At 42.1% G+C, this 22,859-nt stretch carries 23 protein-coding genes; 20 read left to right on the top strand and 3 right to left on the bottom strand.

Annotated elements, in window-relative coordinates:
- Positions 1-9 precede the first annotated feature (9 nt).
- The 15 genes from nrfD to AC3E9V_RS13420 all read left to right on the top strand — a co-directional run bounded on the left by nrfD (position 10) and on the right by AC3E9V_RS13420 (position 13,557).
- The gene (nrfD, locus tag AC3E9V_RS13490) at positions 10-1,377 is read left to right on the top strand and encodes an NrfD/PsrC family molybdoenzyme membrane anchor subunit (RefSeq protein WP_488748653.1); all 1,368 of its coding nucleotides are present in this window, start codon (positions 10-12) and stop codon (positions 1,375-1,377) included.
- Positions 1,377-1,901 (top strand): DUF3341 domain-containing protein, encoded by a 525-nt coding sequence (locus AC3E9V_RS13485; RefSeq protein WP_488748652.1) that lies wholly within the window; start codon positions 1,377-1,379, stop codon positions 1,899-1,901. The genes nrfD and AC3E9V_RS13485 overlap by 1 nt, the downstream gene beginning before the upstream one ends.
- Before the next feature lie 5 nt (positions 1,902-1,906).
- Entirely contained in the window at positions 1,907-2,530 is a 624-nt protein-coding gene (locus tag AC3E9V_RS13480) for a c-type cytochrome (protein WP_488748651.1), read from the top strand.
- Between the two features lie 26 nt (positions 2,531-2,556).
- Positions 2,557-3,828 (top strand): quinol:cytochrome C oxidoreductase, encoded by a 1,272-nt coding sequence (locus AC3E9V_RS13475; RefSeq protein WP_488748650.1) that lies wholly within the window; start codon positions 2,557-2,559, stop codon positions 3,826-3,828.
- Between the two features lie 21 nt (positions 3,829-3,849).
- Positions 3,850-4,938: a cytochrome c oxidase subunit II gene (locus AC3E9V_RS13470; protein ID WP_488748649.1), complete on the top strand. Its 1,089-nt coding sequence runs from the start codon at positions 3,850-3,852 to the stop codon at positions 4,936-4,938.
- Positions 4,939-4,951: 13 nt separating this feature from the next.
- Positions 4,952-6,817: a cytochrome c oxidase subunit I gene (locus AC3E9V_RS13465; RefSeq protein WP_488748648.1), complete on the top strand. Its 1,866-nt coding sequence runs from the start codon at positions 4,952-4,954 to the stop codon at positions 6,815-6,817.
- Positions 6,807-7,817 (top strand): COX15/CtaA family protein, encoded by a 1,011-nt coding sequence (locus tag AC3E9V_RS13460; protein ID WP_488748647.1) that lies wholly within the window; start codon positions 6,807-6,809, stop codon positions 7,815-7,817. The genes AC3E9V_RS13465 and AC3E9V_RS13460 overlap by 11 nt, the downstream gene beginning before the upstream one ends.
- Positions 7,818-8,705, top strand: coding sequence for a heme o synthase (gene cyoE, locus AC3E9V_RS13455; RefSeq protein WP_488748646.1), 888 nt, complete (start codon positions 7,818-7,820; stop codon positions 8,703-8,705).
- Between the two features lie 4 nt (positions 8,706-8,709).
- Positions 8,710-9,294: a cytochrome c oxidase subunit 3 gene (locus tag AC3E9V_RS13450; protein WP_488748645.1), complete on the top strand. Its 585-nt coding sequence runs from the start codon at positions 8,710-8,712 to the stop codon at positions 9,292-9,294.
- Positions 9,295-9,306: 12 nt separating this feature from the next.
- Complete coding sequence (locus AC3E9V_RS13445) at positions 9,307-10,053, top strand: cytochrome c oxidase subunit 3 (protein WP_488748644.1); 747 nt, start codon at positions 9,307-9,309, stop codon at positions 10,051-10,053.
- A 19-nt stretch (positions 10,054-10,072) separates the two neighbouring features.
- Positions 10,073-10,390 (top strand): cytochrome C oxidase subunit IV family protein, encoded by a 318-nt coding sequence (locus tag AC3E9V_RS13440; RefSeq protein WP_488748643.1) that lies wholly within the window; start codon positions 10,073-10,075, stop codon positions 10,388-10,390.
- A gap of 78 nt (positions 10,391-10,468) precedes the next feature.
- A complete protein-coding gene (locus AC3E9V_RS13435; protein ID WP_488748642.1) occupies positions 10,469-10,879 on the top strand; it encodes a hypothetical protein in 411 nt (136 codons plus the stop codon).
- Entirely contained in the window at positions 10,857-11,438 is a 582-nt protein-coding gene (locus tag AC3E9V_RS13430; RefSeq protein WP_488748641.1) for a DUF420 domain-containing protein, read from the top strand. The genes AC3E9V_RS13435 and AC3E9V_RS13430 overlap by 23 nt, the downstream gene beginning before the upstream one ends.
- Before the next feature lie 186 nt (positions 11,439-11,624).
- Entirely contained in the window at positions 11,625-12,851 is a 1,227-nt protein-coding gene (locus AC3E9V_RS13425; RefSeq protein WP_488748640.1) for an AAA family ATPase, read from the top strand.
- A gap of 13 nt (positions 12,852-12,864) precedes the next feature.
- A complete protein-coding gene (locus tag AC3E9V_RS13420) occupies positions 12,865-13,557 on the top strand; it encodes an RloB family protein (protein ID WP_488748639.1) in 693 nt (230 codons plus the stop codon).
- Between the two features lie 252 nt (positions 13,558-13,809).
- Here the strand turns inward: AC3E9V_RS13420 and AC3E9V_RS13415 are convergent, their stop codons facing one another.
- A complete protein-coding gene (locus AC3E9V_RS13415; RefSeq protein ID WP_488748638.1) occupies positions 13,810-14,400 on the bottom strand; it encodes a YdeI/OmpD-associated family protein in 591 nt (196 codons plus the stop codon).
- Between the two features lie 411 nt (positions 14,401-14,811).
- Here AC3E9V_RS13415 and AC3E9V_RS13410 point away from each other — a divergent pair, with 411 nt between their 5' ends.
- Entirely contained in the window at positions 14,812-16,053 is a 1,242-nt protein-coding gene (locus AC3E9V_RS13410) for a DEAD/DEAH box helicase (protein ID WP_488748637.1), read from the top strand.
- A gap of 153 nt (positions 16,054-16,206) precedes the next feature.
- Here AC3E9V_RS13410 and AC3E9V_RS13405 read toward each other — a convergent pair whose 3' ends face one another.
- Both AC3E9V_RS13405 and AC3E9V_RS13400 read right to left on the bottom strand, forming a co-directional pair.
- Positions 16,207-16,917, bottom strand: a complete 711-nt coding sequence (locus tag AC3E9V_RS13405; RefSeq protein WP_488748636.1) for a hypothetical protein — start codon at positions 16,915-16,917, stop codon at positions 16,207-16,209.
- A 267-nt stretch (positions 16,918-17,184) separates the two neighbouring features.
- The gene (locus AC3E9V_RS13400) at positions 17,185-17,553 is read right to left on the bottom strand and encodes a hypothetical protein (RefSeq protein ID WP_488748635.1); all 369 of its coding nucleotides are present in this window, start codon (positions 17,551-17,553) and stop codon (positions 17,185-17,187) included.
- A 210-nt stretch (positions 17,554-17,763) separates the two neighbouring features.
- Here AC3E9V_RS13400 and AC3E9V_RS13395 point away from each other — a divergent pair, with 210 nt between their 5' ends.
- The 4 genes from AC3E9V_RS13395 (at position 17,764) to AC3E9V_RS13380 (ending at position 22,845) form a co-directional block, all read left to right on the top strand.
- The gene (locus tag AC3E9V_RS13395; protein WP_488748634.1) at positions 17,764-18,099 is read left to right on the top strand and encodes a PadR family transcriptional regulator; all 336 of its coding nucleotides are present in this window, start codon (positions 17,764-17,766) and stop codon (positions 18,097-18,099) included.
- A gap of 5 nt (positions 18,100-18,104) precedes the next feature.
- Complete coding sequence (locus AC3E9V_RS13390; protein ID WP_488748633.1) at positions 18,105-20,666, top strand: ABC transporter permease; 2,562 nt, start codon at positions 18,105-18,107, stop codon at positions 20,664-20,666.
- Between the two features lie 236 nt (positions 20,667-20,902).
- Complete coding sequence (locus AC3E9V_RS13385) at positions 20,903-21,733, top strand: hypothetical protein (protein ID WP_488748632.1); 831 nt, start codon at positions 20,903-20,905, stop codon at positions 21,731-21,733.
- Positions 21,730-22,845 carry a serine hydrolase domain-containing protein gene (locus AC3E9V_RS13380; protein ID WP_488748631.1) on the top strand — a complete coding sequence of 372 codons (1,116 nt, stop codon included), beginning with the start codon at positions 21,730-21,732 and terminating at the stop codon, positions 22,843-22,845. Before AC3E9V_RS13385 ends, AC3E9V_RS13380 begins: the two co-directional genes overlap by 4 nt.
- Positions 22,846-22,859 lie beyond the last annotated feature (14 nt).

The following is a 22,859-nucleotide window of genomic DNA, read 5'->3' as shown; positions in this document are numbered from 1 at the left end:
AGATAAAGCATGATAGCAGAATCAGCAATTAGAGAACCTTTGGTAACTGGCGGGAAGACCGTCCATGATGTTACTGAAGATATTGCAGGTAGAGTAGAAGAAAAACCCGCCAGGTCCTGGTTACTTGCCATGGCTGTTTCCCTGGGAGCTTTTGCTATAGGCGGTTACGCTGTGGCAATGACGCTGTGGGATGGTATAGGCATGTGGGGACTGAATAAAACCGTAGGCTGGGCATGGGATATCACCAACTTCGTATGGTGGGTAGGTATCGGTCACGCAGGTACTTTGATCTCCGCCATTCTTTTACTTTTTCGTCAGCGATGGAGAATGTCTATCAACCGCGCAGCTGAGGCCATGACCATTTTCGCCGTGATTTGCGCAGCGATGTTCCCGGTACTTCACATGGGACGTCCCTGGCTTGGGTTTTACTGGGCACTTCCACTTCCTAATACGTTTGGTTCCCTTTGGGTGAATTTTAACTCTCCGCTTCTTTGGGATGTGTTTGCTATCTCTACCTACTTCTCGGTATCATTGGTTTTCTGGTATATTGGGTTGATCCCGGATTTTGCTACCATTCGTGACAGAGCAACCAATAAAATTTCAAGAGCTATATACGGAGCTTTAAGTTTCGGTTGGGATGGCGCTGCAAAGACCTGGTCAAGATACGAAACGGTAGCGCTGGTTTTGGCAGGTTTGGCTACACCACTTGTGCTCTCAGTACATACGATCGTATCGTTTGACTTTGCTACATCGGTGATTCCCGGATGGCATACCACCATTTTCCCTCCATACTTCGTTGCAGGAGCGATCTTTTCAGGGTTTGCTATGGTGCTTACACTTCTGATCGTTACCCGAAAAGTCTATAAACTGGAAGATTACATTACGATCCAACACATAGAGTTGATGAACATCGTGATCATCATTACCGGATCGATAGTAGGTGTAGCCTATATCACAGAGTTTTTCATAGCCTGGTATTCCGGTGTTGAACCTGAATTTTATGCCTTCTATAACCGGGCTACAGGACCTTACTGGTGGGCTTACTGGTCCATGATGACCTGTAATGTGATTTCACCACAGTTATTCTGGTTTAAAAAGATACGAACCAATATTGCGGCAACTTTTGTGCTGTCAATCATTGTGAATATTGGAATGTGGTTTGAGCGATTTGTGATCATTGTTACTTCGCTCCACAGAGATTTTCTTCCTTCTAGTTGGGCTATGTTTTACCCTACGGCCTATGATATGGGAGTGTATCTGTTCACATTCGGTTTGTTCTTCACCGCCTTCTTCCTTTTTGCGAAGTTTTTCCCGGTGATCAACATGGCCGAGGTAAAAAGTATTATTAAAGCTACAGGCGAAAAAAGTAAAGGATAATGGCTGAAGAAAGCAATTACTTAACAGGTGTCTACGAAGACGAGGATGTGCTTCTGGATGCAATCAAGAAGGTAAGAGAAGGAGGCGTCAAGATACATGAAGTTTATTCACCTTTTCCGGTACATGGAATAGAAGACGCTTTGGGATACAGAAGGTCCCGACTTTCCATAGTTGCCTTTCTATTCGGGCTGCTCGGTACTTCGCTGGCATTGACTATGCAGCTTGGGATGATGTCTGTGGACTGGCCAATGATCATCGGAGGAAAGGATTACGCTCCGATACCATCATTTATTCCGGTTACTTTTGAGCTGACGGTACTTCTGGCCTCATTTGGGATGGTTGGAACCTTCTTTGTCATCAGTAACCTGAAGCCATGGGGTAAGCCTAAGCTATTTGATAAAAGGATTACGGATGATAAGCATATCGTTGCTGTAGATTTAGGAAAAAACACACTCAAAGAAGCTGAAATCACCAGGCTTTTAAAAGACAACGGAGCTTCTGAGGTAAATAAGAAAACGCTTTGATGATAATGTTGAAAAATAACCTTAAAATAACCGTTTTAGGTCTCATTATAGCAGGTTTGGCAGGCTGTACTGCAGGAGTAGATGATACCGGAGTTGAGTATGCTCCTCAAATGTATCACTCTACCCCTTATGAACCACTTTCTCAGATTCAGGATGAAAGTGCAGGAACCTGGCTTGACTCTAACCCTGAAGATGAGCATGGAGAGTTTTATAACTCTAATCCATATAACCCCTTCAAAATGACGATGCTGGAGCCCGTAGAAGGTACGATCAAACGTGGAGAATACATTGATGGAAATGGTATAGCACCGACTGATTATGCTACTGCCGAAGAGCGGCTTGCTAATCCTTATGAAGGAGATGAGGGTGTTTTGAAAGAAGGTAAGGCGCTTTATGATCGATTTTGTATCCACTGTCATGGAGACAAAGGCATGGGAGACGGTAAAGTAGGGCAGGTATACAAAGGTGTGACAGCTTACACTTCAGCCACAGTAAAAGATAAAAAAGCCGGACATATATTTTGGGTAATAACTAATGGTAAAGGTCGAATGGGAGCACACGGGTCTCAGATCAGCGTGGACGACCGTTGGAAGATCGTTAGTTATGTACAGACTCTGCAAAAACAATAAAAAACTGATTTTTATCCATTTTAGATATGGTAGAGGAAAAATTTGAATTTACAGCAAAAGCCAAAAAGAATCTTTTCATATTCTTAGCCGTAGGAGTGTTGCTTACCATTATTGGGATTGTCGCACTGACTATGGGTGGCCATCACGAAGCAGGTCACGGAGGTGGAGAAGGTCATGCCTTTCACTGGACACAACGGTTATTTGCTAATCTTTGGATCAATAATGTGTTTTTTGCAGGGATTGCTCTTATAGGAGTTTTATTCTTTGCGATTCAGTATGCAGCTCAGGCCGGGTGGTCTGCGGGTATTAAGCGAATTCCGCTTGCATTTGGCGCGTGGATTCCTTTTGCCGGTATTCTGATGCTGGCGCTATACTTTATTGCCGGGCACGATCTTTTTCACTGGACACATCATGATCTATACCTTCCCGTTGAAGAGGGAGGTGACGCGATCATAAAACATAAAGCGGCGTATTTCTTCTGGCCTATGGAAGGAGGAACCTTTCCGGTATTCTTCCTGGCCAGAATGGTTATCTTCTTTGCCGTGTGGTATATTCTTTTCTTAAAACTTAAGAAAGCAGCCCTGGAAGAAGACGTGGATGGCGGAGAGCAGAAGTGGTACAAAATGAGAAGCCTTTCGGCTATTTTCATTGTCTTCTTTGCCGTATCATCTTCCATGTCGGCCTGGGACTGGGTGATGTCTATAGATGCACACTGGTTTAGCACCATGTTTGGGTGGTACAACTTTGCCAGCTGGTGGGTAGCGGGTCTTGCGCTCATAGCGCTGATCGTTGTGTTGCTTAAAGACAAAGGATATTTATCTATTGTCAACTCCAACCATATTCACGATTTAGGAAAGTTCATTTTTGCATTCAGCATCTTCTGGACATATATCTGGTTTTCTCAGTTTCTTCTAATCTATTATGCCAATATTCCTGAAGAAACGGTGTACTTCGTGGAGCGATGGAAAAACAGCCACTATGCGCCATTGTTTTATCTGAATCTTATTGTAAACTTTTTCCTTCCATTTTTGATTTTAATGACCAGAGATGCCAAGCGACATGCTAGAATTATCAAAGTGGTTGCACCAATGGTGATCATCGGTCACTGGTTGGATTTCTACCTGATGATCACACCGGGTACACTTAAGGAGAATGGAGGGTTTGGAGTATTAGAGCTGGGCATTATGTTCATTTTCTCAGGAGCATTTATGTTTGTGGTATTGACACAGCTTGCCAAAGCTCCTCTGTTTGCTAAGAATCACCCGATGTTGAAAGAAAGTTTGCATCATCATATTTAATAAGCGATTAACGAATTCGATATGTTGAATTTTATCATAGTATTAGCAGTAATTTTAGTGGTGGCCATTCTGATCTCTGTTTTCAGGGTGACTACTTTGGTGGGAGTTATCAGAGGGGATGATAAAAAGCCTGCTCCATCTACTAATAAATTGAACGCCGCTCTGATGCTTGCTTTTCTGGCAGCAGGGATAATAGGTTTTTTCTACTATTCTTTCGGAGGGCTGAATGATGACTATACTCAGCCTTTGGCTTCAGAGCATGGTGTAGTAACTGATCGCTTATTTTGGATTACCATGGGGATCACCTGCTTTGTGTTTATAGTGACACAAATATTCCTCTTTTGGTTTTCGTACAAGTATCAGCACAGGGAAGGTAGAAAAGCGGATTTCTATCCACACAATAATAAGCTTGAAGTTATCTGGACAGCTGTACCTGCAGTAGTCCTCGCTGTTCTGATCATTTCAGGATGGAAAGCATGGACAGATATCACAGGTCCTGCACCTGAAGATGCTGAAGTGATCGAGATAATGGGCTATCAATATGCCTGGGCATTCAGGTATCCGGGAAACGTCGATAACCAGCTGGGTGATTCTGACTTCAGAAAGATCGACGTGACCAATCAAATGGGAATTGATTTTACTGATAAGGCCTCATTTGATGATTTTCAATCCATACAGCTACATGTTCCCAAGGGTAAGCCTGTATTGCTTAAGATCCGCTCCAGGGACGTGATCCACAGTGTTTATCAACCACACTTCAGACTCCAGATGAATGCTGTACCTGGTATGCCGACCCGCTTTTGGTTTGTACCGACTAAAACTACAGCTGAAATGCGTGAGGAAACCGGCAACCCTGACTTTAACTATGAGTTGGTTTGTAATAAGATATGCGGTAAGTCACACTATGGTATGAAAGCGATTATCGTAGTAGATGAACCTGAGGAGTATGAAAAATGGTACAAATCTCAGGACGCGTGGTTAAAACAAAATCCTGATTACCTGTCACAGGTTCCGGAGGATCTAAAAGAAGTAGCTCGTATAGCTTCAGGCATTGACAATGATGAAGAAGTAGAGCCAGTTGGAAATTCAGTTGTAAGCAGCAGTAAATAAACGAATTAGAAATATGTCAGTAGCAGACATTCATGTACAGGGAGATTTAGCACACGGTGATCACGATCACGACCACCACCAAAGCTTCATTTCAAAATATATTTTCTCCACGGATCACAAAACGATTGCCAAGCAGTTTTTGATCACTGGTATTTTCTGGGCAATCATCGGAGGTGCTTTATCTATTATTTTCCGTTTACAGCTCGGTTTTCCGGACATGCAGCTGGAGTGGTTGCGGCCTGTTTTGGGTAAGTGGATCACCGAGGCGGGAAAACTTGATGCTGAGTTTTATCTTGCCCTGGTAACGATGCATGGTACCATCATGGTATTCTTTGTACTGACTGCCGGGCTCAGTGGTACGTTCAGTAACTTCCTTATTCCGTTACAGATAGGGGCTCGTGATATGGCCTCAGGTTTTATGAATATGCTTTCATATTGGTTCTTCTTTTTGTCCAGTGTGGTCATGTTTATTTCGCTATTCATTGAAACCGGACCTGCAGGTGGTGGCTGGACTGTTTATCCTCCGTTAAGCGCCTTGCCACAAGCTATTTTGGGATCCGGACTGGGTATGACGCTGTGGTTGGTTTCCATGGTGTTTTTCATAGCTTCCACGTTGCTGGGAGGTATCAATTACATCACGACGATTATCAACCTACGTACTGAGGGTATGTCCTTTTCAAGGCTGCCTTTGACCATATGGGCATTCTTTATTACTGCGATCTTAGGGTTGCTTTCGTTCCCGGTACTGTTCTCTGCCGCTTTGTTGTTGGTTTTTGATCGTTCTTTCGGGACGAGTTTCTATTTATCAGATATTTATATTGGGGGTGAGGCCCTGCCGCACCTGGGTGGTAGCCCTATCCTTTATCAGCACCTTTTCTGGTTCCTCGGACACCCGGAGGTGTATATCGTGATCTTGCCTGCATTAGGGATCACTTCTGAGATTATTGCCACCAATTCGCGTAAACCAATCTTTGGCTACCGGGCGATGATCGGGTCCATGCTTGCTATTGGATTCCTGTCCTTTATTGTATGGGCACACCACATGTTTGTGACAGGGATGAACCCATTCCTGGGATCTATCTTTATGTTCCTGACATTGATCATTGCGGTTCCTTCAGCAGTAAAAGCATTTAACTATATCACGACATTGTGGAGAGGAAATATTGTGTTTACTCCTGCAATGCTGTTTTCTATCGGGTTGGTATCCTTCTTTATTTCCGGAGGTTTGACAGGGCTTTTCCTGGGAAATTCCGCAGTGGATATCAACTTACACGATACCTATTTTGTGGTAGCTCACTTTCACCTGGTGATGGGTAGTGCTTCATTTTTCGGCCTGATGGCCGGTGTTTATCACTGGTTCCCGAAAATGTTTGGCCGAATGATGGATCAAAGGCTGGGGTCACTTCATTTCTGGCTGACATTCGTTGGAGTATACCTCGTATTTTTCCCATTACACTATATTGGTATTGCAGGATTTCCAAGAAGATATTATTCGTTTACCAGTTTTGATGCATTCAGCGCGTTTACAGACCTGAACACCTTCGTGAGCGTCGCTGCTATCATTACGTTTGGCGCACAGTTTATCTTCCTGTTTAACTTCTTTTACAGCATGTACAGAGGAAGGAAAGCGCCTGCTAACCCTTGGGGTTCAACAACTCTGGAGTGGACTACTCCAAGAAACCCCGGACACGGAAACTGGCCGGGAGCCATTCCAAAAGTATACCGGTGGGCTTACGATTATTCCAAGCCGGGTGCTGAGAAGGATTTTATTCCTCAGAACGTACCATACAGCCATACGCCTGAGTCAAATCTTCCGCATGAAGCAGAGCAGGCTAAGAGTGAAGATGTGAGTGGTGCGGAGAAAGCCAATGTTAAATAAAAAACCAGCCAACCGGTTTAATTTCTATACGATCAGTGCCGTCTACTTTTTAATCCTTGTGGGCGGCATTGTTCGTAGTATGGGAGCCGGGATGGGATGCCCGGACTGGCCAAAGTGTTTCGGGTCGTATGTGCCTCCTGCCAGTACTGCAGATCTTCCTGATAATTACGAAGAGATGTATGTAAAGGTGAGAGTTGAGAAGAACCGGAGGTTAGCCAATACCTTAAATGCATTTGGGTTTGATCAGCTGGCTGCCAGGGTATCTCAAGACCCCTCCATTTTGAAAACCACGACCTTTGATGCGCAGAAAGCATGGGTGGAATACATCAACCGTCTGGTGGGGGTGCTGATCGGCTTTCTGATCATACTGAATATGGTTTTTTCTTTTAGTTACAGGAAATCATCCCGGTGGATACCTATCCTGGGAGTTATTGGTTTTGTTCTGGTGGTCTTTCAGGGATGGGTGGGCTCACTGGTGGTATCGACCAATTTGCTTCCCGGCTTTATTAGTTTCCATATGATCCTGGCTTTACTGTTGGTGGCTGTTTTATTAATCCAGCAATATATGATGCAGGATAAACCTGCTCAATTGATGAGGGCTAAAAACTGGATAAGTGCATTACTGGTCCTTTTTACCATACAGGTGATCTTTGGGACACAGATCCGCGAACAAATAGATATGATCCATGCAAGTGGTGTAGCCAGGAGTAACTGGATAGAGGAGTTAGGTATGCTTTTTTATGTTCACCGATCCTATTCCCTGGTGATCGCGGCGATTATTGGCTGGATCTTTTATAAAAATTATAGAGCCGGAGTTAAATCTGTTTTGCTTTATGCCTTAGTGGGAGTTTTAATAGCTGAGGTGCTCCTCGGGGCAATTATGGCTTATTTTTCCTTCCCGGCATTTGCTCAACCCAGCCATTTGTTTCTGGGTACTATAGCCTTTGGAGTGATATTTTACTTATTTTTGTGGTCAAATTTTAATCGGTTAAGCGCTTAGATGGCATACATTGAAACCCAAAGTATTTCCACACTGCAGAAAGCAAGAAGTTTCTATGAGCTACTCAAGTTCAGGTTATCTTTCCTGGTAGCTTTTTCCTGCGGGTTTGGCTATTTACTGGGGCATCAGGGCGTGATCAACTGGTTTCATTTCACGGCATTGGTAGTCGGTGGCTTTTTTATTTCAGGAGCCTCTATTGTTATCAATCAGATTATCGAAAAGGACCTGGATAAGCTGATGACCAGGACGCAAAATCGTCCGCTGCCTACTGGTCGGCTGTCTGTAAATGAAGCTGTACAGTTTGCTATCTTATGTACTCTTGTAGGTTTCGGGATCCTGGTATGGCAGGCAAATCCCCTGACTGTAATTCTCGCAGCGGTGTCCATGGTTCTTTACTCGTTTGTTTATACACCACTGAAACGTGTGGGGCCTGTAGCCGTCTTTGTGGGAGCTATTCCCGGAGCATTACCTCCGTTGCTAGGCTGGGTAGCTGCAACAGGTACCATCAGCCATGAGGCGTTGATCATTTTCGGGATACAATTTATCTGGCAGTTTCCTCATTTCTGGGCCATTGCCTGGGTGGCGGATGAAGACTATAAGCGAGCAGGATTTAAGTTATTACCAGGGGGTGGAAAGCAAGACCTCAACACCGCAATCAATATCATGATCTATACGCTGTTTCTGCTTCCGTTGGGTTTGTTACCAACGTATTTTGGTTTAGTGGGAATTACAAGTGGGGTGATTGTCACGCTTTGTGGCGTATTGTTTTTGAGTCAAACATTTTCGCTGATGAAAGATTATTCAAGAAAGTCGGCATTAAAGATCATGTTTGGTTCATTTATTTACTTGCCGATCGTACAGATCGCATATTTAATTGATAAGATCTAAAACTATGGACAAGTCAGCAGATATACCGGTAGGAGGAAATGTGAGAGTGCGGTCCATGCACCCCAAAAAATTTGCATTGTGGCTGTTTATCATCTCCGTGACGATGATCTTCGCCTCATTGACAAGCGCATACATTGTAAAGAAAGCAGAGGGTGATTGGTTGATCATTGATTTTCCTTCGCTTTTTAATGTCACATCGGTGCTGATTATTCTAAGCAGTATTTCGATGCACTTCGCTTATATATCAGCTAAACGAAATAACCTGGCGAGCATCCGCATTGGACTGGCTATAACGGGTGTTTTGGCGCTGGCTTTTGTAGTGGGGCAGTACATGTCCTGGAATCAGCTGGTAAATCAGGATGTCTTTTTTGTAGGAAATCCTGCCGGATCATTTATTTACATCTTTACCGGGCTCCATGCTTTGCATTTGATCGGTGGAGTTATTTTCTTAGCGATTGTTTTGGTAAACGCATTTAAATACAAGGTTCACTCCAGGAGCATGGCTCAGATGGAAATGGCCACTACTTATTGGCATTTTCTGGGTGGACTTTGGTTGTATTTATACTTATTTTTAATCTTCAACAATTAGACCTATTTCACAATGGCAAACACTGCAGTAGTAGTCGATGAAAGTAAATCCAATGCCTGGGGTGGTGGAGTAGAGCCCATGAAGGCGAGCTATGGTAAGCTGATGATGTGGTTCTTCCTGCTTTCCGATGCATTTACTTTCTCCGCACTTTTGATCACCTATGGATTAATCAGGTACAGTCATCCGGCTTATGAAGGCGCAATTGAGGACTTTGCGTTTTCACAGGAATACTGGCCTATTCCTGAGATGGTATTTGAAGCTGTGCCATTCATGCATGGTTTTCATGCGCCATTGGTGTTTGTAGGTATCATGACCTTTATCCTCATTCTCAGTAGTGTCACCATGGTGCTTGCTGTGGAAGCGGGACACAGGATGGATAAAAAAGCCGTTGAAAAATGGATGCTGTGGACGATCCTGGGAGGGTTGACCTTCCTTGGGTGTCAGGCATGGGAATGGACGCACTTTATTATCGGAGCAGATCTTTCCAGCAATGTGGGAAGCAATATGTTGCAGGGAGCCAGCCTGTCTCAAAACCAATATGGTCCGCCAAACTTTGCTGCATTGTTTTTCTTTATCACCGGGTTTCATGGTTTCCACGTATTTAGCGGGGTACTGATAAACTTTGCGATCTTTTACCAGGTGACCGTAGGCGTTATGGAACGAAGAGGACACTACGAGATGGTGGAGAAAGTAGGGTTGTACTGGCACTTTGTAGACCTGGTATGGGTGTTTGTCTTTACCTTCTTTTATTTGGTTTAATTAAAAATATCTAGAAATAATGGATGAAAATATAGTACAACCGAAACCGGCCGATAAGGCAAAGATCTGGGGGATATGGAAGGTAATGCTGATCCTTTTGGCTGTGACAGCTATTGAGTTCGTTTTTGCCTTTACCATGGAAGCCAGTGCACTGAAAACGTTTATCTTCATTGCCTTGACGATCGTAAAAGCATTTTACATAGTAGGAGAGTTTATGCACCTGAGTCATGAGCGAAAGTCGCTGATCTGGTCAATTTTATTGCCGGTGATCTTCATAGCGTTTCTGATCTTTATCCTGATGTACCAGGGCTCAGCGATCTATGATGTTTTGCATTAATTCGCATTAAAAAATTATAAAAATCATGCTCACTACGGGCATGATTTTTTTTTGCCGGAAGGCGTATCAACTATTCAGATGAAAAGGAAGGTTTTAGTTGTTCTTTTTTTTATCGTGGTTTTTGGACTGCCGGTAGCCTGGTACCTTTTTTTACAGGCTTTTGGGGAAAACCAGTTTGCCTTGCCAAAGCTGGAAAAGTGGGATCAAACCTGCAGGACCATTACATCTCCTGCACTGGCGATCAAAGAGGCAGCATTTGCTGATTTCCCCAATCAATGGAAACGGGTGGAGAGCAAGCTTCAAAGCCAAAACCTTATCACGCTTGCGAAGGTTGACAACTGTGAAGTCTCTTATGATATCTATCTGGTAGATGCCGGGGGATGGGTGAGGGGACAGTTTACTGTTTCCCGCGAGGAGATCGATCGATTGTTAGCTGAAATAGACATTTACATTCTTAATAACCAGGATGAGTCAGATAAAGGCCAGTAAATCTTACCTGCGGTTCATTATTAGCATATCCATAGTGGTCCCGCTCACAGTGGCTCTGCTGCTTTTTGTGCCGCTTAACTTCTCTGTGGATCAGGATAGCTGGGTAAAGTCCCTTCCGTTTCTGAATGCTATCCTTAACTCCACTACTACGGTACTACTGGTTCTGGCTTTTATCGCTATCCGGATGAAGAAGATAACAGTACACCGTAACCTGATGACGCTATCACTGATCCTGGGAGCTTTTTTTCTGATTTCTTATATCATTTACCATGCCTCCAGTCCTTCTACGATCTTTGGTGATGCGGATCATGATGGTGTGCTCAACCTGGCTGAGAAAGATGCTGTGGGGACCATGCGAACGATCTACCTTTTTACGCTGCTTTCACATATTGCACTTTCTGTGGTAGTAGTGCCTTTTGTCCTGTTTGCATTCTACTTTGCGCTATCCGGTCAGATCGATCGTCACAAGCGGGTGGTTAAACTTACACTCCCCGTCTGGCTGTATGTGTCCATCACCGGAGTGCTGGTTTATTTGATGATCAGTCCTTATTATGGGTGATGGAGGTTATGAGGGATGAAATGTTCCGAACCTGTGGGTCTTACATGGGATTAAACGTCAGTAGTTATGGAATGTATGATTTAAGTAAAGATTTATTTAAAAGAAGTATTATTATTATTATTAATAAATAGTACAATGTAATATATTAAATTATATATTTGAGAAAAAACCACAAATTTTAAAGTAATGCTAATAGAATTTAGTGTTAAAAACTTCAGATCAATTCGAGAGCTACAAACTTTAAGCTTGGTAGCAGCACCTCTTAAATCAAGAAATCAGAACATTGATCATTCTAACACAATTCAGTATTCTAACGAATTGAATTTGTTGAAATGCGCTGCTATTTATGGAGCTAATGGAAGTGGCAAGAGTAATATGATATTAGCAATGATTCATATGCTAGTTGTTACAAGGGATTTGATGAAAGATGAAAAGCTTTTGGAAACTCTATATGATCCATTTGCATTAAATGAAAATTCTATTGGAGATCCAACATATTTTCAAATTCAATTCATTCAAAATGGTAAAAAATATAGATATGGGTTTGAATTTAATCAAGAGAGAATTGTTAGCGAATGGTTGTTTGGACTAGCAGAAAAAAAAGAAGTTTACTATTTTAAAAGAGATTTAGATAAGATTCAGATAAACATAAATCAATTTAAAGAAGGTAAAGATCTAGAAGATAAAACTATCCCTCAAAACCTTTTTCTAAATGTTGTAAAAACTTTCAATGGTACTATTAGCAAAGGAATTAAGGACTATTTTGTTGAGAATATTGCCATTAGTGGAGGAGTTACTGATTTTGGTTTAAGAACAGTAACATTAGGTATGATGAAAATTGAGAGTCTTAAGAACAAGATTCTTGAACTTTTAAATGTTGCAGACTTTGGGATTGATGATATATCTGAAGAGGAAATTGAGTTAGATCAGGAAAAAAGAATTGAAAAACTAATTCTATCCAAAAGACCAGTATTTGACGATAATGGTAATCCTACAGGTACATTTAGGATGCCTATGGATGGGAGCGAATCGGAAGGTACACGAAAAATATTTAATTACGCAGGAGCAATTCTAAGAGCTTTAAACAATGGACTGACCTTAGTATTGGATGAGTTTGACGCTAGGCTTCACCCAAGTTTGACCAAGAAGATTGTTGAAATGTTTAATTCAAGTTTGAATAAGAAGGGAGCTCAGTTGGTATTCACTACACATGATACAAATCTTTTAGATCCTGATTTATTAAGACGTGATCAAATCTATTTTGCTGAAAAGAATTCTAAGTTCGAGACCTGTTTTTATTCATTATATGATTTCAAAGGGATACGAAATGATGCTTCTTATGAAAAGGATTATATCAAGGGAAAGTATGGGGCAATTCCATACCTTGGAAATATTGACAAAGTGTTGAATTAATCGGAATTCAAAAGTGGTATACATTAAGAAAACCGATAAGAACAAACCATGGGCAATCAGAACGGCTAACGTAAGGAGAACTACCAAAGAACTTGAATTAAGAAATATATTTTTAATCTTTTGTGAAGGAGAGAATACCGAGCCGGAGTACTTCAAAAGCTTTCCGGTAAATACCGAATCAAAAGTGGAAGCAATTGGACTTGGTAGATCAAAAACAGCATTAATCGAAGAAGTTATTCAGCGTCTAGCAGATACCGAGTTTCTTCCTGGACAAAGAAATTATGACCAGGATCGTCAAATATGGTGTGTTTTTGATTATGATGCGAAAGGTCAACCAAATGAGGCAGAGGACTTTAATAGAGCAGTGGAAATTGCAGAACAGAATCAATTGAAAGTTGCGTACTCGAATGATTCATTTGAACTATGGTTCATCTTACATTTTCAATATCTAGAAGTAGCTATTACAAGGAACGAATACTATAAGATTCTAAGTGAACATTTTGGGTGGAATTACCAGAAGGAGGGCAAGAAAAAAGAAATATCGCAAAGTCTTTATGGTATTTTATTAGAAAGAATGGAGACTGGTATTGCTAATGCCCAAAAGCTTGCTCAATCGCATGAAAGTGAGGAAAATCATGCAAATAAGAATCCGATTACGTTGGTTTATAAATTAGTCAATGAACTCAATAAATGCCTAAAAAAGTAATTTTTTTAGAATCAAACAACCGACAGTATTGATAGCGACCTTGTCAGTACGCCTACGGATTGATGATACCCCAATAGTTAGGACAGAAATAACTCATTTTAAATCCTTCCGTCATTCTGATGATGACGCAGGAGGGGAGGAAAAATCTTCTTTTACGAAAGCTTCGTCGTAAGCATTCGTCGGCTGGCGTACCAGAGGCGTATCCTATCAGTACCACTGGTGGGGCCATCTACTCGAATGCAAGCCGTTTTTTTATCTAAATTGATTTGGTCTTACTCCTTTGGCAGCCAATCGTGTTATTTCTGCAATTCTCTTCTTTCTTGTTTCAATTCTTTTAGCAGTTACCACCCAATGCAACATGGCTTTTTTAATGGACTTTGACTGGCTCTGAAAAAATTGCATTGACCTTTCATTTTTATTCAATGCAATTCTTAAATCCTCCGGTATAATCAATTTTTCAATATCATCCATTAGTGACCATGTCCCATTTTGTTTAGCAGTTTTTATGCTGTCAAAACCTGCTTTTGTCATTAGGTTGTTTTGAATGAGTTTGGCAACTTTTTCTTTGTTTATTTTTGACCATGTGCTCTCAGGTTTTCTTCTGCTGAAATATTGCATATACCTTTCCTGGTCAATAGTCTTTCTAGTGCTATCTATCCACCCAAAGCAAAGCGCTTCATCAACTGCTTCACTCCAGCTAACAGAAGCAACTTTTGTTGATAACTTAAAACAAACAAGCCAAACAGACTGTTTTGACCGATGATTTTTTTCTAACCATTTTCGCCAATCTGTTCGGCTCTTAGGACAATATGTTTCGATTTCCTTTTTAAGCATTGCTTCCATCTCTACTTGAAACTTCTTAATAGAACCTCATTGCTCTTGCGGAATGTCGGGATTCCAAACCAGTGAATTGCATTTGTCATTTTTACCTATTTGATACAAACGTATTCCTTATAGTGACAACCTTATGTCATCAAGGATCAGTAAAAAATATCGTACTGGTCAAAATGCTCTTTTAAAGCCAAAAATCGAAATTCCTTCCGCAAACGACACGGTGCAACCAAAAGCCACTTTCCGTTTTTTTCAAGCCATTAAATAAAAAAGATGTAGCTTTGCCGTGAATTCAGTACGCATTCGATGAGAATATCCAATTCTTATCCGGAATTCAGCCAAACAAATTAATCGACTACACGACTGGCAGGGTGCGTCCAGCGCTCAATCGCAAACTCCCGATTTTGGGAATAAAAAATCTTTATGTCATTTGAATCATTAGGGCTGTCCCAGTCCCTGTTGCATGCTGTCAACAAAAAGGGATACACTAGGCCTTCACCTATACAGGAAAAGGTTATTCCAAGAGTTTTAGAAAGAAAAGATATACTTGCCTCCGCGCAAACAGGTACGGGTAAAACGGCAGGTTTTGCTCTCCCCATGCTGCAGCTTCTGTCGGAGAGTCCACAGAAGAACAAGCCGCATATTCGGGCTTTGATCCTGACCCCTACGCGAGAGCTGGCCGCTCAGGTTCATGAGGATGTGGTCAGCTATGGTCAGTTTCTACATCTCCGGTCAACCGTGATCTTTGGTGGAGTGGGGGCAGGGCCTCAGATTAAGACGCTACGGCGGGGGGTAGATATTTTGATTGCTACACCAGGCCGCCTGCTTGACCTTCAGAGTCAGGGCGTTTTGAGTTTAGACAAAGTGGAAATACTGGTGTTAGACGAAGCTGACCGCATGTTGGATATGGGGTTTGTGAGAGACATCAACAGGATCATCAAGCTTATCCCTCAAAAACGCCAGAGCCTTTTGTTTTCAGCTACTTTCTCTAAAGAAATCAAAGGCCTGGCCCGGGAGATGCTTCATAATCCTGTTTCAGTAGAGGCAACTCCGGAAAACACTACGGTCGAAAAGATCAATCAACGGGTCATTTTCGTCAACAAGGAGCAAAAAAATGATACCATTATTAAGCTGATAGCCGATGGTAATTGGAGTCAGGTGCTTATTTTCACCCGAACCAAGCATGGAGCCAATAAGCTGGGCAAAAAGTTGAACCAAAACGGGTTAAAGGCAGCTGAAATTCATGGGAACAAAAACCAGGGAGCCCGAACAAGGGCCCTGGCCGGTTTCAAGGATGGAAGTGTTCGTGTATTGGTAGCCACCGATATCGCAGCGCGAGGGCTGGATATTCCTTTGCTCCCATATGTGGTCAATTTCGAGCTGCCCAATATCGCTGAGGATTATGTGCACAGAATTGGTCGTACGGGCAGAGCAGGAGCCAGCGGAGTGGCCATATCGCTTGTAGCCGGAGACGAAATCGATTACCTAAAGGGAATAGAGAAGCTGACCAGTCAAAACATCCAAAGTGTAACGACCAAAGGTTTCGACCCGAACGTGGCGCCTGCACCAAAGAATAATGGTGGGGGTAGAAGAAGTAATCAAAACGGAGCTCCGAAATCCCGGAACCGCAAGAAATATTATAGTCGCTCCGGGGAAAGAAGCTGAGTGAATTAAGTGGCCGGTAAAAGCCGGGCTTCCGGATCAGAAGAGCAATCTGTTTTTACTGATCCATGCGTCGTACCGTAATAAAAACACTCCATTTAGAACAACAGGGAAGAGGCACTCCATCAGCTATCGCTGGTGGAGTCGTCTACTCGGTTATATGGCGTTCTTTACCATTTTCTCTAAAGACTCTGTTGTCAAATTGCTGTCCATTTCGAGTTCATCGTTAAAACGCAAAAACTGTTTGTCGTCCAGATCATCATACAGGCTTACCCAAAATTTCTTTCCGGTGTTCGTTCGCCCAATTAAGTCGTTATCTCCGTTCGTGTTGGATATGGTTATGAATTTTGTTCGTCCGTTCGAGGCAAATCCAACAATCTCATGTCCTTTTAAATTGTCTGTTAGCCATTGGATCAAAAAGTTGTAACCGTAAAATCCGTTCTCAGGTGTTTCTATCACAGAGTATTTGTTAGTTCTTGAGGTGTTTAGTCGTTCGATGTTCACCTCCGGACAGTACTCATCAGCCTCTTTGAGTTCATCCTCTATCTGTTTGGAGGTTGAATTTACGACTATGTACTTTTTGAAGTTTTGGAAATTGACCTGTTTTCGTTCCTTCGTTTTCTGTTTTGTGCCTGAAGCTTCTCTATTAATAAGTTTAGTCAGGTAAATCACTCCTAGCTTATCTTCAATAAACAGAATCAGTAATTCGAAAGGAAATAGTATTAATCGGACAAAATCCCAAATTCGTTTAAAGGGGAGTAATAAAGTGCCAAGAATTCCTCTGGCTACATCTTTAGGATATTTGATAACTGTTGCAATCAGTGCAACAATTCCAATAATAAATATTACTCCTATTATGTGCTCCATATTACATCATTCCTCCATTTACTTTGGGAGGTACATCGGTAATTCTATAAACCACTTGATTTGTTAATGAGTCAAGTACCGGAAGACATTCTTCTCTTCGTTGCTCTTGCGCAAGAACCACCATTGAGTTTAAAAGAAGTACAGTTAGAATTAATCTCATCATAAATGGCCCTGGTACGAGCCACACATTTTAAATTTACAATTCGTGGCTTCCCAATCCGACCATAGTATCCTGACCAATAAAACCCTATTCATTCATAAGTTTTATTAATTCAATTGACTTTTAGCTAAGAGTTGAAGACTTGCAAACTTTCCTCGAACTAGGTTCACTTCCTCCTTAGTTTTTTGTCTTGCCTGATAATCTTTATAAATGTTGATCCACCAGACAGGTAGTATTAAATACTGCCAAATCTGAATCTGAGTTCGTTTGTAGTTAATGTCCGGTATTTCGTTAGCTGCCTTTTTGAATTCTTCATTTTCAATTCGTTCGCTGACATATTTCTTTAGTTCAAGAGAGTACCTGGCAAAGGATTCTATCTCTTCAGCTGAGTCGTTTCCATTAATGATTCGTTCGGCAGTTGCTAGAATATCCGTTAGTTGACGATTCAACAAGGAGTAGGCTTTTTCTTGGTCCATGCGTTAAATTATTCTTGTTTTTTCATATAGACAAATACTTGAGATAAGACAAACGCATTTGGTATTCACATTTTAAATCTTGTCCTACGCTTCGTTCTTATACTAACAAGTGTAAAGTTAAGCATTGATTATCAGGTAGTAGAGGGCCTTTTATACAAAAGTGAAATAAATATATTACTTTTACTTTTGTATAGAATCTATATTTAAGAAATGGGCCATTCAAAAGGGGTAAATATCGGAGAGTTTGAAGAACTGGTTCTTTTGATCATCGGGATCTTAAAAGACGAGGCGTATGGTGTTTCCATACGTGACGCTATTCTAAAGGAAACCCAGCGGAATGTGAATATCAGTGCGGTTCACGAGGTATTGAAGCGCTTACATAAGAAAGGGTTTGTCCGGTCAGAGATCGGTGGAGCAACATCGGAAAGAGGAGGGAGGCGAAAGAAATTGTTTTTCATCACTGCCGAAGGCAAGCGGGTTCTGGAGCATTCCATTCAGCTACGGAACAGCCTGTATCAGCGGATCCCCGGTTTTAATCTATCATGAATTCCATGGACCACAAACCTCCCAAATGGCCCGACCGGCTGCTGAAATGGTTTTGTCGGGAAGACCTGTTTGAATTCATACAGGGAGATATCTATGAGCTATTTGCTCAAAGAGTGTGCGAAAAGGGTGTTGGGTATGCTAATAGGGCATTTTACTGGGATGTGATCCGGTTTCTCCGACCGTCAAATTTTCGTAGACCAACAATTTTAAACCAAACAATCATGATCCGTAATTATCTAAAAGTAGGGTTGAGAACCCTCCGAAAAAACTGGAGCAATTCACTGATCAATATTTCGGGGTTGAGCCTTTCAGTCGGTTGCGCCATTACCACCTTTCTGTTCGCAGACTTTTTCTTTAACCTCAATTCGATCCACGCGGACCTGGGTAATATCTATCAGGTGGTTAGTCATATTGATGATAATCAACATGAGGTCTTATACGGGCCTTCACCCACTATCCTTGCAGAGAGGGTCAGGGAAGACTTGCCGGAGGTGAAGGAATCTGTGCGGATACACTATAAAAATGCAAATGTGAAGTTTGGTGCCAATGTATTTCGGGAGCGTGTTCAATTTGCAGATCCGGCATTTTTTGAGGTGTTTGACTTCCCGTTACTGACAGGTCAAAAACAGAAATTCATTGATAATGATGTGTTTATCAGTAGTGAGATGGCCACCAAGTATTTTGGCAGGAGTGATCCCATAGGTAAGCGCCTGGACTTTAAGTTTGGTGAAGAGAAAAAATCCTTTATTGTGGGTGGGGTATTTGGGAAAGTTCCGGCAAATACCACGTTCAGGCCACATATTTTGTTGAATTTCAATACGTATCTCAAACTGGAAAATGCACGGGTTAACTGGATTGATGAAGCAAAGGCAACGTTTGTTTTACTGGATCAGGATAGCGATAGGTCGTATTTATCATCTATGTTGGATACATATCTTGAGTCTCAAAACAAAGCCAATACGAAGCAAGAAGTTAACAAGTTTGAGTTGATCTCCTTCCATGAGTTGAGCAACAGGGGTGACATCCGGGAAAAGGTGGTATATGGTAATGACAAAACCGGTACGATCGGGATAGCTGTAACAGGCATACTGCTCATCTTCTTTGCATGTTTGAACTATGTAAATATTGCCATTTCATCAGCCACAACAAGACTAAAAGAGATAGGTGTAAGAAAAGTCCTGGGCAGCTCGCGGATTGGGATTGCGCAGCAATTTTTAACTGAAAACTTTTTGACGTGTGCATTAGCTATGGTTTTAGGTGTAGCCGCTTGCTACTTTTTGTTACTACCAGGTTTTAATCAGTTGTCGCCAATAGCTATTCCTTTCTCCTTTTCATCACTTCCAACAGCTGTCATGTATTTTGTAGGGTTGTTTCTGTTGTTGGGGCTGTTATCAGGTAGTTATCCGGCGGTTTACATTTCCAGGTTTCAGTCTTTGAAAATTTTCAAAGGTGAAAAGCACCTTAAAGGCAAAAACTATTTTAGCAGGATACTACTTACAATCCAGTTTGCACTGGTGTTCATCACCATTCTTGGTTGTTTTGTGTTTACTGATAATGCTGACTATGTCAAAGATATCAGCTGGGGCTATGATCCGAAAGGAATCTTATCCATTCCGATTGGTGATGAATCACAACTGGAGCAAATGAAGTCTGTGGCTTCTATGCATGCAGATATTCAGTTGGTTTCAGCTTCCTACGGCCATTTGGGAGTTCAAAATCCATTGGTTTCGTTCGAGCACCTGGGAGATCCCTTTAAAGTACTTAACTATAGAGTATCTGAAGGTTATTTGAACCTGATGGGTTTGTCTTTAGTATCAGGCAGGTATTTTGAGAAAGAGGAAGATCAGCAGAATGTTGTAGTGAACCGATTATTTGTAGAACAGATGGACTGGAGAACGCCTATCGGTCAGTCATTTGAATTTCAAGGAAAACGAAGGACAGTGATCGGTGTGGTTGAAAATGTGTACCACGAGTTTTTCGATCAGGATATCCAGCGACCAATGCTCTTTACGTTTGCCGGTTCGAAACCCAATTTTCTGGTGATAAAGTCTACTCAGGAAAAGCTGATTCAAGTGAATGATTTTCTGGCAGAGCAATGGGAAGAGGTAGCGCCTTTTGACCCGTATGTGAGCTATTTTCAGGCAGATACATTTAACGGCCATTATGCGAATGTAGATGCCAATATTTGGTTTATGGTTTCGCTTTCTGTACTGACCATCTTTTTGTCCTGTCTTGGGTTATATGGTTTGTTGGCATTTACCCTGCAAAACAGGTTGAAAGAGTTTAGCATTCGAAAGGTCCTGGGAGCTTCCGAGAAGGATATTATTATGTTGGCAAACCGTGAGTTTATGTGGATTATGGTTATTGCGTTTGGAGTGGGGGCACCACTGGGAATTATCCTGATGCAGGATTTTGTAAAATCTTTCTTTGCCACCTCCAAGCCCCTGGGAGCGATTCCCGTTGTTATGGGGTTAGGAGTTACGATTGGTAGCATCCTTATTTCTGTTATCGGCCAGATACGTAAAGCCACTCGTGTTAATCCGGTAGATGTGTTAAAAAAGGAATGAAGGGTCCTTTACACTTTCGTCCGCTTGGTATCTTTAATTACTACTTGATGAAGCATTTGCAGAACATGCTGTATTTCAGGTTTTTACTATTTCGTCATTAACCAATTTGCGGCCTCATTCTAAGGAGGTTGGCCTCTCAGAGTGATGTCTGGTTTTGTTTTGAGGGAAGGCCTCTTAATCACCTGTAATAATCATAACCCTGCTTTTTAGTACCTTAATCATTACCTTTATTGATTATGAACCAGTTCGGCTATTTCTTGCTGGTTATATTATTGACCGGCTTTGGTGTATATAAAAGCGCAGGGCAAACTCAGTCCGGCCAATTGTCCATTCTGGCCGGTGCTACGCATGACCGCCTGATTGATGAAGCTTACACAAATAACCGGCTAAAATACACGGGGACAAATTTTTATCTTTATACCTCCTGGGAAAGAGTGAAAGCTGCCAGTTTCTTAAATGTTTCATTTCAGGGAAGTAAGGGTGATGTCCATACTTCTGATACGGAGCTTGAAGCGAATAATTACTATGCCAAGCTGGCCGTAAGTTATGGAAAGCAGGTGGCCAGCTATTCACTAGCTGATAGCATACAGCGCTTATACCTGGGTGGTCAGCTAAGCTCAGCGAATTATATTCTTGAGGATATCCTGGGTTCAACTGCCTGGTATACAGGTAACGTTACAGTCACCTTTAACCACACGCTAAACTTTTTTTTGCATCAAAGCAGGCGGTTGGGTAAAAAAGGAAGGGTGGATATTTCCCTTGTCATTCCGGTAGTTGGCTGGGTCAGGAGATCGAAATACGAGGATGGTATAAACCAGGAGCTAGAATGGGCATGGATTGACAAAAACATCTTTGAGATTCTCTTTGAGCAAGGTCAGTTTAAATTTTTTCGGCCATGGGCTATGCCGGAGCTTACGGTGAGATACGGTTATCGAATTGGAGAGCACGCATCGCTAAGTGCGGCCTATCAGTTTCGATACGTGAGCAATAAAGACCTTGAACCGCTCAATTTTTATTCGAGTGGGCTTACGGTCGGGTTTCAGTTTCATCTTAAATCCAAAAAATGATGCGATTTTTCAAATTAACCTTGCTGCTTTGTGTTTTTTGCACTTCATGCGATGAAGCACTGTTGGGGGAAGAAGGCCACATCCTGACCTATGAAGAAAATATACAACCTCCGGAACAGCTCAATGACGGGCTGGAGGTGTCAACCCTGGAAGCTGAAGGTATAGATGAGTCTGCCATTCACGATATAGTGGCTTATTTGCAGGAGAATGAATCGTTTTATTTTCGTGGGATGTTGATTGCCAGGAATAATAAGCTTGTGCATGAATCATACTACCATGGCTGGAACAAATATCGAAAACAAGACCTCCGCTCAGCTACTAAAAGTATTACCTCTACGGTAGTGGGCATAGCCATTGACAAAGGGTTTATAGAAAGCGTAGACGAACCTATCCTTAGTTTTTTTGATTATGAATCTTACGACAACTGGCATGAACACAAGGAAGAAATGACTATCCGTAATTTTCTGCAAATGCGTACCGGGTTAGCATGTAATGACGACAGTGAAAATTCCCCTGGAAACCAGCAATACATTTATCCTAATGAGGACTGGATCAAATATGTGCTTGACCTGCCTGTGTTACCATCTGGCGGAACGCCTTTTTCCTATTGCACAGGAGCGCCAATAACGCTTGGGGTGGTGGTGGAAAATGCTACAGGTATGCCTTTTGAGGAGTTTGCCCATAAGTATCTCCTGGGGCCGCTTGGGGCTACAGATTACAATTGGGAAATCATGCGTGATGGACGAGTAAGTGCCGGTGGGCAGATGAGCATGATACCCAGAGATGCCCTGAAGTTTGGCTTACTTATTTTGAATGACGGAGTTTGGAAAGGTCAGCGGCTGGTTTCCGAAGAATGGATAACCGAAGCTACACAGCCCTATGATAGTACTTCATCTCGTAGATTTGGCTATGGCTATCTCTGGTGGGTCAACACTTGGGAAGTACAAGGTGTGGAAATCCCGGCCTTTTTTGGTAGAGGCAACGGTGGTCAGATGATCGTGGTAGTGCCTGGTCTGGATGCGGTCATTTTGCTTACAGGTGGCTACTATAGCAAGAGCTGGATGCCATCCAGGCTTAATATAGTTGGCAGGATCTTGTCTGCCTTTAATTAGTGTCTATAAGAAAC

Source organism: Marinoscillum sp. HNIBRBA16962, assembly GCF_057801515.1.
Note: the sequence above shows the minus strand (reverse complement) of the source record. Positions and strands in the feature narration are given on the sequence as shown.